This is a genomic window from Achromobacter mucicolens, assembly GCF_029866465.1.
In the GTDB taxonomy this organism is placed as follows: domain Bacteria; phylum Pseudomonadota; class Gammaproteobacteria; order Burkholderiales; family Burkholderiaceae_B; genus Achromobacter; species Achromobacter mucicolens.
The window spans coordinates 750,732-767,405 of sequence record NZ_CP123364.1; the positions used below are offsets into that span (position 1 = coordinate 750,732).

Annotated in this window: 6 protein-coding genes, 2 tRNA genes, 6 rRNA genes and 1 other RNA gene; 13 read left to right on the plus strand and 2 right to left on the minus strand. The window is 56.7% G+C overall.

Annotated features, from left to right (window positions below; translation table 11 throughout):
- The first annotated feature begins 173 nt into the window (after positions 1-173).
- From QEP15_RS03410 to QEP15_RS03450, 9 genes are all read left to right on the plus strand, one after another.
- Positions 174-3,058, plus strand: a 23S ribosomal RNA gene (locus tag QEP15_RS03410).
- Positions 3,059-3,261: 203 nt separating this feature from the next.
- A 5S ribosomal RNA gene (gene rrf, locus QEP15_RS03415) occupies positions 3,262-3,374 on the plus strand.
- Between the two features lie 642 nt (positions 3,375-4,016).
- Positions 4,017-5,547 (plus strand): 16S ribosomal RNA (locus QEP15_RS03420).
- A 132-nt stretch (positions 5,548-5,679) separates the two neighbouring features.
- Positions 5,680-5,756: transfer RNA gene (locus QEP15_RS03425), tRNA-Ile, on the plus strand.
- 24 nt (positions 5,757-5,780) lie between these two features.
- Positions 5,781-5,856, plus strand: a tRNA-Ala gene (locus QEP15_RS03430).
- A gap of 297 nt (positions 5,857-6,153) precedes the next feature.
- Positions 6,154-9,038: ribosomal RNA gene (locus tag QEP15_RS03435) — 23S ribosomal RNA — on the plus strand.
- Positions 9,039-9,240: 202 nt separating this feature from the next.
- Positions 9,241-9,353, plus strand: a 5S ribosomal RNA gene (gene rrf, locus QEP15_RS03440).
- A gap of 189 nt (positions 9,354-9,542) precedes the next feature.
- Positions 9,543-9,655: ribosomal RNA gene (gene rrf, locus QEP15_RS03445) — 5S ribosomal RNA — on the plus strand.
- The 16S, 23S and 5S rRNA genes sit together here with 2 tRNA genes alongside, the layout of an rRNA operon.
- Before the next feature lie 162 nt (positions 9,656-9,817).
- Positions 9,818-10,183 carry a DUF4870 family protein gene (locus QEP15_RS03450; protein ID WP_056320734.1) on the plus strand — a complete coding sequence of 122 codons (366 nt, stop codon included), beginning with the start codon at positions 9,818-9,820 and terminating at the stop codon, positions 10,181-10,183.
- Positions 10,184-10,733: 550 nt separating this feature from the next.
- Here QEP15_RS03450 and QEP15_RS03455 read toward each other — a convergent pair.
- The gene (locus QEP15_RS03455) at positions 10,734-11,012 is read right to left on the minus strand and encodes an SWIB/MDM2 domain-containing protein (protein ID WP_006217453.1); all 279 of its coding nucleotides are present in this window, start codon (positions 11,010-11,012) and stop codon (positions 10,734-10,736) included.
- Between the two features lie 147 nt (positions 11,013-11,159).
- On the opposite strand from QEP15_RS03455, the gene QEP15_RS03460 reads away from it, so the two are divergent.
- Entirely contained in the window at positions 11,160-12,353 is a 1,194-nt protein-coding gene (locus tag QEP15_RS03460; protein ID WP_056569330.1) for a M20 aminoacylase family protein, read from the plus strand.
- Entirely contained in the window at positions 12,349-13,428 is a 1,080-nt protein-coding gene (pyrC, locus tag QEP15_RS03465; protein ID WP_152385416.1) for a dihydroorotase, read from the plus strand. The genes QEP15_RS03460 and pyrC overlap by 5 nt, the downstream gene beginning before the upstream one ends.
- Before the next feature lie 98 nt (positions 13,429-13,526).
- Here pyrC and QEP15_RS03470 read toward each other — a convergent pair whose 3' ends face one another.
- Positions 13,527-15,353: an ATP-binding cassette domain-containing protein gene (locus QEP15_RS03470; RefSeq protein WP_280148433.1), complete on the minus strand. Its 1,827-nt coding sequence runs from the start codon at positions 15,351-15,353 to the stop codon at positions 13,527-13,529.
- 128 nt (positions 15,354-15,481) lie between these two features.
- Between QEP15_RS03470 and rnpB the strand changes: the two genes are divergently transcribed.
- An RNA gene (gene rnpB / locus QEP15_RS03475) (RNase P RNA component class A) lies at positions 15,482-15,887 on the plus strand.
- Positions 15,888-16,244: 357 nt separating this feature from the next.
- Complete coding sequence (mraZ, locus tag QEP15_RS03480; RefSeq protein WP_056322651.1) at positions 16,245-16,673, plus strand: division/cell wall cluster transcriptional repressor MraZ; 429 nt, start codon at positions 16,245-16,247, stop codon at positions 16,671-16,673.
- The last annotated feature ends 1 nt before the right edge of the window (position 16,674 follow it).

Here is a 16,674-nt window from a genome sequence, read left to right on the forward strand (position 1 = left end):
CGAAAATGTGTTCATCAAGTAATCAGCGTTGCTGATGAAGATGGGCACGGGTTGTGATTGCATTATTTTTTGTTCCAAGTTCTCAAGACTGGGGTGATAAACCTCAGACTGCTTTGAAACTTATGAACGGCACAAACGCTAATACTCAGGTCCTATAGCCTACAGCGTTATAGGATCAAGCGACTAAGTGCATATGGTGGATGCCTTGGCGATCACAGGCGATGAAGGACGTAGTAGCCTGCGAAAAGCTGCGGGGAGCTGGCAAACAAGCTTTGATCCGCAGATATCCGAATGGGGAAACCCACTGCAGCAATGCAGTATCCCTAGCTGAATACATAGGCTAGTGGAAGCGAACCGGGTGAACTGAAACATCTCAGTAGCTCGAGGAAAAGAAATCAACCGAGATTCCGAAAGTAGTGGCGAGCGAAATCGGATGAGCCTTTACGTTTTAGCGCGCAGGATAGTCGAACGGAATGGAAAGTCCGGCCGTAGCAGGTGATAGCCCTGTAGACGAAATTCTGTGTGTGGAACTAAGCGTAAGACAAGTAGGGCGGGACACGTGAAATCCTGTTTGAAGATGGGGGGACCATCCTCCAAGGCTAAATACTCGTGATCGACCGATAGTGAACCAGTACCGTGAGGGAAAGGCGAAAAGAACCCCGGAAGGGGAGTGAAATAGATCCTGAAACCGTATGCATACAAACAGTAGGAGCCTCCTTGTGGGGTGACTGCGTACCTTTTGTATAATGGGTCAGCGACTTACATTCAGTGGCAAGGTTAACCGAATAGGGAAGCCGTAGCGAAAGCGAGTCCGAATAGGGCGATTTAGTCGCTGGGTGTAGACCCGAAACCAGATGATCTATCCATGGCCAGGTTGAAGGCACGGTAACACGTGCTGGAGGACCGAACCCACTAATGTTGAAAAATTAGGGGATGAGCTGTGGATAGGGGTGAAAGGCTAAACAAATCTGGAAATAGCTGGTTCTCTCCGAAAACTATTTAGGTAGTGCCTCAAGTATTACTGCGGGGGGTAGAGCACTGTTATAGCTAGGGGGTCATGGCGACTTACCAAACTATGGCAAACTCCGAATACCCGCAAGTACAGCTTGGGAGACAGAGCACCGGGTGCTAACGTCCGGACTCAAGAGGGAAACAACCCAGACCGCCAGCTAAGGTCCCGAATTATCGCTAAGTGGGAAACGAAGTGGGAAGGCATAGACAGTCAGGAGGTTGGCTTAGAAGCAGCCATCCTTTAAAGAAAGCGTAATAGCTCACTGATCGAGTCGTCCTGCGCGGAAGATGTAACGGGGCTAAGCGATAAACCGAAGCTGCGGGTGTGCACTTTTAGTGCACGCGGTAGGAGAGCGTTCTGTAAGCCTGCGAAGGTGGCTTGTAAAGGCTGCTGGAGGTATCAGAAGTGCGAATGCTGACATGAGTAGCGATAAAGGGGGTGAAAAGCCCCCTCGCCGTAAGTCCAAGGTTTCCTGCGCAACGTTCATCGGCGCAGGGTGAGTCGGCCCCTAAGGCGAGGCAGAGATGCGTAGCTGATGGGAAGCTGGTTAATATTCCAGCACCGTCGTACAGTGCGATGGGGGGACGGATCGCGGAAAATCATCAGGGTGTTGGATGTCCCTGTTGCTGCATCGAAGATGGCGCTTAGGCAAATCCGGGCGCGTAAATCAAGGGTGTGGCACGAGCGAGCATTGCTTGCGAAGTGATCGGAAGTGGTTCCAAGAAAAGCCTCTAAGCTTCAGCTGTACGAGACCGTACCGCAAACCGACACAGGTGGACGGGATGAATATTCCAAGGCGCTTGAGAGAACTCAGGAGAAGGAACTCGGCAAATTGATACCGTAACTTCGGGAGAAGGTATACCCCGGTAGTGTGAAGCGCCTGCGCGCTTAGCATGATGGGGTCGCAGAGAATCGGTGGCTGCGACTGTTTATTAAAAACACAGCACTCTGCAAAGACGAAAGTCGACGTATAGGGTGTGACGCCTGCCCGGTGCCGGAAGGTTAAGTGATGGGGTGCAAGCTCTTGATCGAAGCCCCGGTAAACGGCGGCCGTAACTATAACGGTCCTAAGGTAGCGAAATTCCTTGTCGGGTAAGTTCCGACCTGCACGAATGGCGTAACGATGGCCACACTGTCTCCTCCTGAGACTCAGCGAAGTTGAAGTGTTTGTGATGATGCAATCTACCCGCGGCTAGACGGAAAGACCCCATGAACCTTTACTGTAGCTTTGCATTGGACTGTGAACCGGCCTGTGTAGGATAGGTGGGAGGCTTTGAAGCGTGGTCGCTAGATCACGTGGAGCCATCCTTGAAATACCACCCTGGTTTGTTTGCGGTTCTAACCTTGGTCCGTTATCCGGATCGGGGACAGTGCATGGTGGGCAGTTTGACTGGGGCGGTCTCCTCCCAAAGTGTAACGGAGGAGTTCGAAGGTACGCTAGGTACGGTCGGAAATCGTGCTGATAGTGCAATGGCATAAGCGTGCTTGACTGTGAGACTGACAAGTCGAACAGGTGCGAAAGCAGGACATAGTGATCCGGTGGTTCTGAATGGAAGGGCCATCGCTCAACGGATAAAAGGTACTCTGGGGATAACAGGCTGATACCGCCCAAGAGTTCATATCGACGGCGGTGTTTGGCACCTCGATGTCGGCTCATCTCATCCTGGGGCTGTAGCCGGTCCCAAGGGTATGGCTGTTCGCCATTTAAAGAGGTACGTGAGCTGGGTTTAAAACGTCGTGAGACAGTTTGGTCCCTATCTGCCGTGGGCGTTGGATACTTGACGGAGCCTGCTCCTAGTACGAGAGGACCGGAGTGGACGTACCTCTGGTGTACCGGTTGTCATGCCAATGGCATTGCCGGGTAGCTAAGTACGGAAGAGATAACCGCTGAAGGCATCTAAGCGGGAAACTCGTCTGAAGATTAGGTATCCCGGGGACTTGATCCCCCTGAAGGGTCGTTCGAGACCAGGACGTTGATAGGTCGGGTGTGGAAGCGCAGTAATGCGTTAAGCTAACCGATACTAATTGCCCGTGAGGCTTGATCCTATAACACTGATGGTTATTGACCTGGTGATATAGCGTTCCAAGTGTCGTTCAATACAAAATACTGGCTGCACCGTCGGCAGCCAGCCAACACAATTACACCCCACCGTGCGCCGATCATCGAGCCCCAGGCTCTGATCGCCACGCGTTGCGCTTCTTCCAAGATTGGAGCGGTTGCCTAACCCGCAACTGCTCAACCAGTTACGCCTGACGACCATAGCAAGGTGGTCCCACTCCTTCCCATCCCGAACAGGACAGTGAAACGCCTTTGCGCCGATGATAGTGGACGGACGTCTGTGAAAGTAGGTCATCGTCAGGCTTTTATTGCGCAAACCCCCACAGGTAAGCCTGTGGGGGTTTGTTTTTAGTGAGAACCTATGTTCCATGCAGCCGAAGGAGATTCTCCAGCTCGGCGGCGATGCAGGGCAGAGTGCAAATTAGGCAGAAGCCGGTTGCAATCGCTGCAAAAATGGTGATATAGTGTCGGGCTTGGCTGCTACCGAAAGATCAGGGTTTGTCCTGACATTTCGATAGCTGCTAGGGCAGGACGAAAGTCCTGGCGAGACCTGAAGAGGTCGCCGCAAGCAAGCGACGCAACTGCGTAGAGCAAAAAGCGAAGCTGACTTGACAAGCGATAAAAACTTCTTCATAATCTCGTTTCTCTGCTGCAACGACGGCGACGACGCAAAAGCGAAGTTAGCCGAAGTTGAGGGCAGAAACCAGTAGTACAGAATTTAGCAGTACCGCTCTTTAACAATTAAACAACCGATAAGTGTGGGCGCTTGATGCGAGTGCAGCGATTGGGTTTCGGCCTTATCGCAAGCACAAGAAATCAAGTGCTCACTAGAAGTGAAGTACCTTAGACGTCAAGTTTAAGAACATACCTCACTTCCTTTGAGTAGCGACGTATGACCTGGTTTGAATTTATTCAGACCAAGAATACGAAACAAATACAGAGATTAAACTGAAGAGTTTGATCCTGGCTCAGATTGAACGCTAGCGGGATGCCTTACACATGCAAGTCGAACGGCAGCACGGACTTCGGTCTGGTGGCGAGTGGCGAACGGGTGAGTAATGTATCGGAACGTGCCTAGTAGCGGGGGATAACTACGCGAAAGCGTAGCTAATACCGCATACGCCCTACGGGGGAAAGCAGGGGATCGCAAGACCTTGCACTATTAGAGCGGCCGATATCGGATTAGCTAGTTGGTGGGGTAACGGCTCACCAAGGCGACGATCCGTAGCTGGTTTGAGAGGACGACCAGCCACACTGGGACTGAGACACGGCCCAGACTCCTACGGGAGGCAGCAGTGGGGAATTTTGGACAATGGGGGAAACCCTGATCCAGCCATCCCGCGTGTGCGATGAAGGCCTTCGGGTTGTAAAGCACTTTTGGCAGGAAAGAAACGTTCCGGGTTAATACCCCGGGAAACTGACGGTACCTGCAGAATAAGCACCGGCTAACTACGTGCCAGCAGCCGCGGTAATACGTAGGGTGCAAGCGTTAATCGGAATTACTGGGCGTAAAGCGTGCGCAGGCGGTTCGGAAAGAAAGATGTGAAATCCCAGAGCTTAACTTTGGAACTGCATTTTTAACTACCGAGCTAGAGTGTGTCAGAGGGAGGTGGAATTCCGCGTGTAGCAGTGAAATGCGTAGATATGCGGAGGAACACCGATGGCGAAGGCAGCCTCCTGGGATAACACTGACGCTCATGCACGAAAGCGTGGGGAGCAAACAGGATTAGATACCCTGGTAGTCCACGCCCTAAACGATGTCAACTAGCTGTTGGGGCCTTCGGGCCTTGGTAGCGCAGCTAACGCGTGAAGTTGACCGCCTGGGGAGTACGGTCGCAAGATTAAAACTCAAAGGAATTGACGGGGACCCGCACAAGCGGTGGATGATGTGGATTAATTCGATGCAACGCGAAAAACCTTACCTACCCTTGACATGTCTGGAATGCCGAAGAGATTTGGTAGTGCTCGCAAGAGAACCGGAACACAGGTGCTGCATGGCTGTCGTCAGCTCGTGTCGTGAGATGTTGGGTTAAGTCCCGCAACGAGCGCAACCCTTGTCATTAGTTGCTACGAAAGGGCACTCTAATGAGACTGCCGGTGACAAACCGGAGGAAGGTGGGGATGACGTCAAGTCCTCATGGCCCTTATGGGTAGGGCTTCACACGTCATACAATGGTCGGGACAGAGGGTCGCCAACCCGCGAGGGGGAGCCAATCCCAGAAACCCGATCGTAGTCCGGATCGCAGTCTGCAACTCGACTGCGTGAAGTCGGAATCGCTAGTAATCGCGGATCAGCATGTCGCGGTGAATACGTTCCCGGGTCTTGTACACACCGCCCGTCACACCATGGGAGTGGGTTTTACCAGAAGTAGTTAGCCTAACCGTAAGGAGGGCGATTACCACGGTAGGATTCATGACTGGGGTGAAGTCGTAACAAGGTAGCCGTATCGGAAGGTGCGGCTGGATCACCTCCTTTCAGAGCTTACGTGCTCGTGTTAAGCGTCCACTCTTATCGGTTGTTTGATATAGCTGGGATCAGTTGTAGGCTTGGGTCGAGGGAATCTTCCCTAGGTCTTCAGCTTCCTGACTACTGATCCGAGAAGGTTTTGGGTCTGTAGCTCAGTCGGTTAGAGCACCGTCTTGATAAGGCGGGGGTCGTTGGTTCGAATCCAACCAGACCCACCAGGTATTTCGCGGCAAGCGAAATATGGGGGTGTAGCTCAGCTGGGAGAGCGCCTGCTTTGCAAGCAGGATGTCATCGGTTCGATCCCGTTCACCTCCACCATTGATTCTCATTGATCGCCGGTGGCGATGTAGAGGCCAACTCATAGTGTCGTCAGTCACGACGTTATGAGTTGGGTTTTACCCAACAGCTATATTTGTTCTTTAACAATCTGGAAGAAGCACAACGAAAATGTGTTCATCAAGTAATCAGCGTTGCTGATGAAGATGGGCATGGGTTGTGATTGCATTATTTTTTGTTCCAAGTTCTCAAGACTGGGGTGATAAACCTCAGACTGCTTTGAAACTTATGAACGGCACAAACGCTAATACTCAGGTCCTATAGCCTACAGCGTTATAGGATCAAGCGACTAAGTGCATATGGTGGATGCCTTGGCGATCACAGGCGATGAAGGACGTAGTAGCCTGCGAAAAGCTGCGGGGAGCTGGCAAACAAGCTTTGATCCGCAGATATCCGAATGGGGAAACCCACTGCAGCAATGCAGTATCCCTAGCTGAATACATAGGCTAGTGGAAGCGAACCGGGTGAACTGAAACATCTCAGTAGCTCGAGGAAAAGAAATCAACCGAGATTCCGAAAGTAGTGGCGAGCGAAATCGGATGAGCCTTTACGTTTTAGCGCGCAGGATAGTCGAACGGAATGGAAAGTCCGGCCGTAGCAGGTGATAGCCCTGTAGACGAAATTCTGTGTGTGGAACTAAGCGTAAGACAAGTAGGGCGGGACACGTGAAATCCTGTTTGAAGATGGGGGGACCATCCTCCAAGGCTAAATACTCGTGATCGACCGATAGTGAACCAGTACCGTGAGGGAAAGGCGAAAAGAACCCCGGAAGGGGAGTGAAATAGATCCTGAAACCGTATGCATACAAACAGTAGGAGCCTCCTTGTGGGGTGACTGCGTACCTTTTGTATAATGGGTCAGCGACTTACATTCAGTGGCAAGGTTAACCGAATAGGGAAGCCGTAGCGAAAGCGAGTCCGAATAGGGCGATTTAGTCGCTGGGTGTAGACCCGAAACCAGATGATCTATCCATGGCCAGGTTGAAGGCACGGTAACACGTGCTGGAGGACCGAACCCACTAATGTTGAAAAATTAGGGGATGAGCTGTGGATAGGGGTGAAAGGCTAAACAAATCTGGAAATAGCTGGTTCTCTCCGAAAACTATTTAGGTAGTGCCTCAAGTATTACTGCGGGGGGTAGAGCACTGTTATAGCTAGGGGGTCATGGCGACTTACCAAACTATGGCAAACTCCGAATACCCGCAAGTACAGCTTGGGAGACAGAGCACCGGGTGCTAACGTCCGGACTCAAGAGGGAAACAACCCAGACCGCCAGCTAAGGTCCCGAATTATCGCTAAGTGGGAAACGAAGTGGGAAGGCATAGACAGTCAGGAGGTTGGCTTAGAAGCAGCCATCCTTTAAAGAAAGCGTAATAGCTCACTGATCGAGTCGTCCTGCGCGGAAGATGTAACGGGGCTAAGCGATAAACCGAAGCTGCGGGTGTGCACTTTTAGTGCACGCGGTAGGAGAGCGTTCTGTAAGCCTGCGAAGGTGGCTTGTAAAGGCTGCTGGAGGTATCAGAAGTGCGAATGCTGACATGAGTAGCGATAAAGGGGGTGAAAAGCCCCCTCGCCGTAAGTCCAAGGTTTCCTGCGCAACGTTCATCGGCGCAGGGTGAGTCGGCCCCTAAGGCGAGGCAGAGATGCGTAGCTGATGGGAAGCTGGTTAATATTCCAGCACCGTCGTACAGTGCGATGGGGGGACGGATCGCGGAAAATCATCAGGGTGTTGGATGTCCCTGTTGCTGTATCGAAGATGGCGCTTAGGCAAATCCGGGCGCGTAAATCAAGGGTATGGCACGAGCGAGCATTGCTTGCGAAGTGATCGGAAGTGGTTCCAAGAAAAGCCTCTAAGCTTCAGCTGTACGAGACCGTACCGCAAACCGACACAGGTGGACGGGATGAATATTCCAAGGCGCTTGAGAGAACTCAGGAGAAGGAACTCGGCAAATTGATACCGTAACTTCGGGAGAAGGTATACCCCGGTAGTGTGAAGCGCCTGCGCGCTTAGCATGATGGGGTCGCAGAGAATCGGTGGCTGCGACTGTTTATTAAAAACACAGCACTCTGCAAAGACGAAAGTCGACGTATAGGGTGTGACGCCTGCCCGGTGCCGGAAGGTTAAGTGATGGGGTGCAAGCTCTTGATCGAAGCCCCGGTAAACGGCGGCCGTAACTATAACGGTCCTAAGGTAGCGAAATTCCTTGTCGGGTAAGTTCCGACCTGCACGAATGGCGTAACGATGGCCACACTGTCTCCTCCTGAGACTCAGCGAAGTTGAAGTGTTTGTGATGATGCAATCTACCCGCGGCTAGACGGAAAGACCCCATGAACCTTTACTGTAGCTTTGCATTGGACTGTGAACCGGCCTGTGTAGGATAGGTGGGAGGCTTTGAAGCGTGGTCGCTAGATCACGTGGAGCCATCCTTGAAATACCACCCTGGTTTGTTTGCGGTTCTAACCTTGGTCCGTTATCCGGATCGGGGACAGTGCATGGTGGGCAGTTTGACTGGGGCGGTCTCCTCCCAAAGTGTAACGGAGGAGTTCGAAGGTACGCTAGGTACGGTCGGAAATCGTGCTGATAGTGCAATGGCATAAGCGTGCTTGACTGTGAGACTGACAAGTCGAACAGGTGCGAAAGCAGGACATAGTGATCCGGTGGTTCTGAATGGAAGGGCCATCGCTCAACGGATAAAAGGTACTCTGGGGATAACAGGCTGATACCGCCCAAGAGTTCATATCGACGGCGGTGTTTGGCACCTCGATGTCGGCTCATCTCATCCTGGGGCTGTAGCCGGTCCCAAGGGTATGGCTGTTCGCCATTTAAAGAGGTACGTGAGCTGGGTTTAAAACGTCGTGAGACAGTTTGGTCCCTATCTGCCGTGGGCGTTGGATACTTGACGGAGCCTGCTCCTAGTACGAGAGGACCGGAGTGGACGTACCTCTGGTGTACCGGTTGTCATGCCAATGGCATTGCCGGGTAGCTAAGTACGGAAGAGATAACCGCTGAAGGCATCTAAGCGGGAAACTCGTCTGAAGATTAGGTATCCCGGGGACTTGATCCCCCTGAAGGGTCGTTCGAGACCAGGACGTTGATAGGTCGGGTGTGGAAGCGCAGTAATGCGTTAAGCTAACCGATACTAATTGCCCGTGAGGCTTGATCCTATAACACTGATGGTTATGACCTAGTGATATAGCGTTCCAAGTGTCGTTCAATACAAAATACTGGCTGCACCGTCAGCAGCCAGCCAACACAATTACACCCCACCGTGCGCTGATCATCGAGCCCCAAGCTCTGATCGCCACGCGTTGCGCTTCTTCCAAGATTGGAGCCGTTGCCTAACCCGCAGCTGCTCAACCAGTTACGCCTGACGACCATAGCAAGGTGGTCCCACTCCTTCCCATCCCGAACAGGACAGTGAAACGCCTTTGCGCCGATGATAGTGGACGGACGTCTGTGAAAGTAGGTCATCGTCAGGCTTTTATTGCTCAAAACCCCGCAGGTATCCCCTGCGGGGTTTTGTCTTTAGTGAGAGCCCTGCCGGTTGCGGCAAGAGGTGGGTTGCGGCGAGAGCTGCGAACCTTTTAGTACAAGCGGGCGTCAGGTTCGCGTTGCAGTACCCCAGATTCGAACGGTTGACCGTTGTGTCAACTGCTCAAGCAGTCACGCTTGACGACCATAGCAAGGTGGTCCCACTCCTTCCCATCCCGAACAGGACAGTGAAACGCCTTTGCGCCGATGATAGTGGACGGACGTCTGTGAAAGTAGGTCATCGTCAAGCTCTTATCCTCAAAGCCCCACCGGTATCCGGTGGGGCTTTGTCTTTGGCGCTCCAGTCGGCCTGCGAGCCGCGCCAATGTTGGATGTGCACAAATAACAACGGCCGTGGGTGGGGTGGCTTTGTGCGGTAAGATTGTTCGAGTCAATTCGTTGGAGCGTTATCGTGAGTGAACCCCAGACCCCCGTGCCCGGTACGACATTGGACCTTCGCACGTTGACCCACGTGGCCTATGGCTTGTATGCCTTGGGCTTTCTGACGAGTGGATTTCTGGGCATCGCCACGATTGCGGCTGTGGTGCTCATGTATCTCAAGCGATCGGACGCCGCAGGCACCGTGTACGCCGCTCATTTTGACTGGCTTCTGCGCACGTTCTGGTGGGCGTTGCTGTGGCTGGCCATCAGCGGGATCGCGACCCTCATCTTCATCGGATGGATTGGCGTGGCCGCAACCATCGTGTGGGTGCTCTATCGCCTGATTCGTGGCTGGCTGTCGTTGCTGGAAGGTGGCGCGCCCACGTCTTACGCGTGAGTACTGGTAGTACCGCTGGAAAGGCCGGCAGCGATGCCGGCCTTTTTGCATGGCATGAGCGTGTGGGGTGATGCCCACCAGCTGCCCACCTTCAGGGTGCGATCAGCGGCAAGGCTGTGGATACGTCGTTGAGGTGTCGTTGAGGTGTCGTTGCCGTGAGTGCGTCGAGCTTCGATGTGACGCGGTGTCAAGCTGCGGTGCGGGATAGCTGCGGGCGCCGGCGTGACACGATGGCTGGCGGTGCGCCAGCGCGGCTTGGTCTTGCGGTCGGCGAGGGCGCCGTGTAGCGCGTTCAGCGGCGCCTCGTGTGTCTGTCGGCGTGCGGCATGAGCGCAGTTGGTGACGCGGGTAAGGAAGCGCGGCGTGCAGGCATGCAGCGGCACGTCAGACCAGGCGAACTGGCTTTTCAATTCAAGCGGGAATATCCACGAACGTGGCGATGAGGCACTGCGAGGGGGGCTTGCTTGGTGGCGTTGAGCTCGCCCGGCCTGAAGCCAGGGCGTCGCGACAATCCAAAGGCAGGGACGTACGCCGTACGCCCTTTGCCTGCTTACTTCAGATGTGCGTTGACCAGTTTGGTCAGTTCGAACATCGTGACCTGATCCTTGCCGAAGATCGGGCGCAGCTTGGCATCGGCGTTGATGTTGCGCTTGTTGCTGGCATCTTGCAGGTTGTGCTTCTTGATGTATTCCCAGATCTTCTTGGTGACCTCGGTACGCGGCACGGCTTCCGAGCCGATGACAGCGGCCAATTCGGCGCTGGGGGTCAGCGGCTTCATGAATGCAGCGTTCGGCTTGCGCGCGGTCGCGGGTTTGGAGGTTGTGGCCATAATGCGGCGCTCCTTCTCTGGCTGTTGGAAAAATTGTCCTGCGGCCGGAGCATAACGTGTCTCTCCAGTAAAGACAAAGGCATTTATCCTCTGTAGCAACTAAAATGCACCGACCGTCCCCTCTATCACGTCATTCTGTAACGTCCTATGTACGCACGTTCTCCGTTGGAATCGATTCGGCTTTTTCATGACGAATTGACGGCGCTTCGGCGCGATTTGCATGCTCATCCGGAATTGGGTTTTGAAGAAGTCCGCACGTCGGGCATCGTCGCCGGTGCGCTGGAAGCGTTGGGCATCGAGGTGCACCGCGGGATCGGCAAGACCGGTGTGGTGGGCGTGATCCGTGGCAAACGGTGCGACAGCGGCCGCATGATCGGATTGCGCGCCGACATGGACGCGTTGCCCATGACCGAGGACAACACGTTCGGGCACAAGTCGACCAAGCCGGGACTCATGCACGGCTGCGGTCACGACGGCCATACGGCGGTGTTGATCGGCGCGGCCAAGTACCTGGCGCAGACGCGCAATTTTGATGGCACGGCCGTGTTGATCTTTCAACCAGCGGAAGAAGGGCGCGGCGGGGCACGCGCCATGCTTGAGGACGGCCTGTTTGACACCTTTCCGTGCGATGCAATCTACGCCTTGCACAACTGGCCGGGCCTGAAACCGGGCACCATCGGCATCAACCCGGGGCCGATGATGGCGGCTGCCGATCGCTTCGAGATCCTGATCACAGGTCGAGGCGGACACGGGGCGCATCCTTATCAGACGATCGATCCGGTGACCATCGCGGGTCAGATCATCACGGCGTTGCAGACGATCGTGTCGCGCAACGTGAACCCGCTGGATTCGGCGGTGCTGTCGATCGGTTCGGTGCAAGCCGGCCACCCCGGCGCGATGAGCGTGATTCCGCGCGAAGCGCGGATGGTGGGCACGGTGCGGACATTCCGCAAGTCGGTCCAGGAAATGGTCGAGACGCGCATGCGGGAGCTAGTGAGCGCAATTGCCGGTGCGTTCGGCGGCACCGCCGAAGTGGTCTACGAGCGCATCTACCCCGCGACCCTGAACACTCCTCAGCACGCCAATTTGGTGGCCGACATCGCAACCGAGATGATCGGCAAGGAAAACGTGGTGCGCGATTTGGTACCCTCGATGGGTTCCGAAGACTTTTCGTTCATGTTGCAGGCCAAGCCGGGCGCCTATTTCCGTCTTGGCCAGGGCGGGGCCGATTCCGGCTGCTTGCTGCACAACCCGCATTTCGATTTCAACGATGCCGTCATTCCCCTGGGCAGCGCGATGTTCTGCGCACTGGCCGAACGGGGCATGCCTCTGGCAGATTAAGAAGCCTTCCATGTCTACTCAAAGCACGACTCAACTCACCATCACCCGTCCCGACGACTGGCATCTGCATTTGCGCGACGGCGCGGCGCTTGAAGCGGTGGTTGCCGATACGGCGCGCCAGTTTGCCCGCGCCATCATCATGCCTAACCTGAAGCCACCGGTCACGACGACGGAGCAGGCGTTGGCCTATCGCGACCGCATTCTGGAAGCGCTTGCGAAGACGGGCGTCAACCCGGATTCGTTCACGCCCTTGATGACGCTTTACCTGACTGACAACACGCCGGCCGAAGAGATCGTGCGCGCGCATGCATCGGGCCACGTCTATGCGGTCAAGCTGTATCCCGCGGGCGCCACGACCAACTCGGACGCGGGCGTGACCGATTTGCTGGGCAAGTGCACCAAGGCGCTGGAAGCCTTGCAGAAGTGTGGGATGCCGTTGCTCGTGCATGGGGAAGTGACGGATCCGTCGATTGACGTCTTCGACCGCGAGGCCATTTTTGTCGAGCGCGTGATGAAGCCGTTGCGGCGCGCGTTTCCGGCATTGAAGGTGGTGTTCGAGCACATCACGACGAAGGAAGGCGCCGAGTACGTGCGCGATGCGGAAGGTCCGATTGCCGCGACGATCACGCCGCAGCATATGCTTTACAACCGCAATGCGATCTTCCAGGGCGGTGTGCGGCCTCATTGGTATTGCCTGCCGATTCTCAAGCGCGAGACGCACCGCCTTGCGTTGGTCGAGGCAGCAACCAGCGGCAGTCCGCGCTTTTTCCTGGGAACGGATAGTGCGCCGCACGCGCGTGGTCTGAAGGAACATGCCTGCGGCTGCGCGGGTTGCTACACCGCGCTGCATGCAATGGAGCTGTATGCCACCGCGTTCGAAGCGGCAGGCAAGCTCGACAAGCTGGAAGGGTTTGCCAGCTTTCATGGTCCGGATTTCTATGGTCTGCCTCGCAACACCGGCACGTTGACGCTGTCGCGTGAAACTTACCAGGTGCCTCAGGAACTGGCGTTCGGCAATACGACGCTCGTCCCCCTTGCCGCCGGCGAAGCGCTGGAGTGGCGCGCCCACGTTTGAGGGCCTTGCGGCTGGAGCCGACGTGAAAAGGGGTGAGCGGCTTGCCGTTCACCCTTTTTTTGGGCCGCCGAGCGGCCCATCTATATATAGCGGTGCTGTCAGAGTGTGCCGTCGCGCCGCGCTTCGAGCAGTTCCCAGCGTGCGAATTTCTCTTCGAGTTCGGCTTCCAGTTTGGCCAGTTCGCCGTTGATGCGCTCGACCTCGTCCGGCGCGTCGCGATAGAGACTGCCGTCTGCCAGCTTGCCCGCCAGTTCCGCCTGCTTGGCCTCGAGCGCGGCGATCGCGTCAGGCAGGCCTTCGAGTTCGCGCAGGTCCCAGGCGTTGATCTTGCCCGCCTTCGCAGGCTTGGGGCGCGCGGCCTTCGCACGAGCGGCATTGTCGTCGGCGGACTTGGCAGTCTTGTCGGCGTCGGTCTGCGGCGTGGCGGGCGCGGGGCGCTGTGAAACCCACTCGTCGTAACCGCCCACGTAATCGCGCCAGTGGCCGTCGCCTTCGTAGGCGATGGTCTGAGTCACCACGTTGTTGAGGAAGGCGCGGTCATGGCTGACCAGCAGCACGGTGCCGGCATATTCCTGCAGCAGCTCTTCCAGCAGTTCCAGCGTTTCGATGTCCAGGTCGTTGGTGGGCTCGTCCAGCACCAGCACGTTGGCGGGGCGCGCAAAGAGCCGCGCCAGCAACAGGCGCGCGCGTTCGCCGCCCGACAGGCTGCGCACGGGCGAGCCAGCGCGTGCCGGCGAAAACAGGAAATCGCCCAGATAGGTCATCACGTGCTTGCGCACCCCGCCGATCTCGACCCATTCGCTACCCGGACTGATGATGTCGACGAGCGAGGCGTTTTCGTCCAGCTGCGCACGCATCTGATCGAAGTAAGCGACCGCGACGTTGGTGCCCAGGCGGGTCGCGCCGGAGTCGGGTTGCAGTTCGCCCAGAATGAGTTTGAGCAAAGTGGTCTTGCCTGCGCCATTGGGTCCGATGATGCCAATGCGGTCGCCGCGCAGCAGGGTTGTGGAATAGTCGTCGACCACGATCTTGTCGCCGAACCGCTTGCTGACGTGCTCGAGTTCCGCCACGAGCTTGCCGGACCGTTGGCCTTCGGCCAGCGCCAGCGATACGTTGCCAACGCGCTCGCGGCGTTCGGCGCGCTGCACACGTAGGCTTTCCAGGCGGCGCACTCGGCCTTCATTGCGCGTGCGGCGCGCTTCCACGCCCTTGCGGATCCAGACTTCTTCCTGTGCCAGCAGTTTGTCGAAACGCGCCTGCTCCAGCCGCTCGGACTCCAGCCACTGCGCCTTGCGCTCCTGCCATTGCGAGAAATTGCCGGGAAAGCTCAAGAGACGGCCGCGGTCGAGTTCGACAATGCGGGTGGTGACGGCATCCAGGAAGCGGCGGTCGTGGGTGATGATGACCGCGGCGCCTTTCCAGGCGCGCAGCATGTCTTCGAGCCAGGCAATGCCTTCGAAGTCCAGATGGTTGGTGGGTTCGTCGAGCAGCAGCAGATCCGGTTCGTCGATCAAGGCGCGGGCGAGGGCGACGCGCTTGCGGGTGCCGCCGGACAATCCCGCGATCTGCGCATCGGCGGGCAGGCCCAGCTTTTCGATGACGGCGCGCGCGCGCGAGGGGCGCTGCCAGTCTTCGTGGTCGCCGTCCGTGTTGCACACGACATCGAACACCGTGGCATTGTCGTCGAGCTCGGGCTCTTGTTCGACGGTGGCCACGCGCAGGCTGGAGCTGCGGGCGATCGAGCCGTCGTCTGGCTGCGTGCGGCCGTCGAGCAGCCTGAGGAGCGAGGACTTCCCTGCGCCATTGCGGCCGATGAGGCCGATGCGTTCGCCGGACTGGATGGCGAAGTCGGCATGGTCGAGCAGCGGATGGTGCCCATACGCGAGCTGGACGTCGGTCAGGGTGATGAGAGTTTCGAGGGCCATGTGGTTGTTGGTGTCTGCGGCAGCTAAGCGGATCAGCGCGTATTGTCGCAGGAACGCGAGGCCCCGGTCTTGCTGCCGCCGGGCGCCCCGGGGGACAGAGCGGGCGCCTGTAATAGAATACGTGCTGCAAGACGGGTTGGACGATCGCGGTGGGTGCGAGCTCATCGAGGAAGGTCCGGACTCCATAGGGCAGGGTAACGGCTAACGGCCGTCCGGTCGCGCTCTCGGGCACGGCTGAGGAATAGGACCACAGAGACGAGACTGCGGCGCGGGCGCGCTTTGCGCGCACTGATACGGCCATCTCCGTATTGCGCCGACCGGCAACGGGCGGCGGCATCGCAGGGTGAAACGCGGCAACCTCTATCCGGAGCAACATCAAATAGGCATGCGTGCGGCCTCACGGCCGTGACGGGCGGCTCCGTCCGAGCATGCGGGTAGATGGCTACAGCGGCTCAGCAATGATCCGCGCAGAGGAATGATCGTCCGCCAGGGCAACCTGGCGTACAGAATCCGGCCTATAGACCCGTCTTGCATTGAATTCTTCCGGCGCGCGCGGATCTGGACGAGGCCGCGAGGCCGTCTGGCGTCCCACGCACCAGTTTATTTTCACTTCCAGGGTCGCCTGTCCGGCGGGAAGCCTCGCCAACTCGAAGGATCGACCGGGCGGCAGACGGTAACTTGACCCCATTAGCCGCTACTTCTGAAGTAGGACTTTTAGAGTATGTCGCAACCTCCTGATTTATTGGGAGGTTTTTCTTTTTGCGTATTTACAAGTTGATCTAAGTCCTTGTTGTGATTGAAAAAATTGCAACCACGCGCTTGACCGCCCCTGTGCCCATACCGTAGAGTGGGAAATAGTAGGAAATTGTGCAATTAAGTGGGGTAAAAGTGGTGTTTCAGGGAAGCAGCGCGCTCACGCTGGATGCCAAGGGACGGATCTCGATTCCGACCCGGCATCGTGACGCGCTCATGTCGCAGGCCGAAGGCCGGCTGACCCTGACCCGCCACCCCGACGGCTGCCTGCTGGTGTACCCGCGGCCCGAGTGGGAAAAGAAGCGCGAGCAGATCGCGGCTTTTCCCATGACGGCCCGCGCGCTGCAGCGGCTGTTGCTGGGCAACGCTCAGGACGTGGAACTGGACGGCTCCGGCCGGGTCCTGATCGCTCCTGAACTGCGCAACGCTTCCGGTATGACGCGCGATGTGATGCTGCTCGGTCTGGGCTCTCACTTCGAGCTGTGGGACGCCGCTACCCTGGCCAGCCGCGAGGCTGAAGACTTGGCCAAGGGTATGCCGGACGTGTTGAACCAGTTTTCGTTCTGAA

Excerpts from the sequence above, each read along its gene's own strand:
- QEP15_RS03455 (WP_006217453.1), bottom strand. The coding sequence starts at position 11,012 with ATGGCCACAACCTCCAAACCCGCGACCGCGCGCAAGCCGAACGCTGCA.
- QEP15_RS03460 (WP_056569330.1), top strand. The coding sequence starts at position 11,160 with ATGTACGCACGTTCTCCGTTGGAATCGATTCGGCTTTTTCATGACGAA.
- QEP15_RS03470 (WP_280148433.1), bottom strand. The coding sequence starts at position 15,353 with ATGGCCCTCGAAACTCTCATCACCCTGACCGACGTCCAGCTCGCGTAT.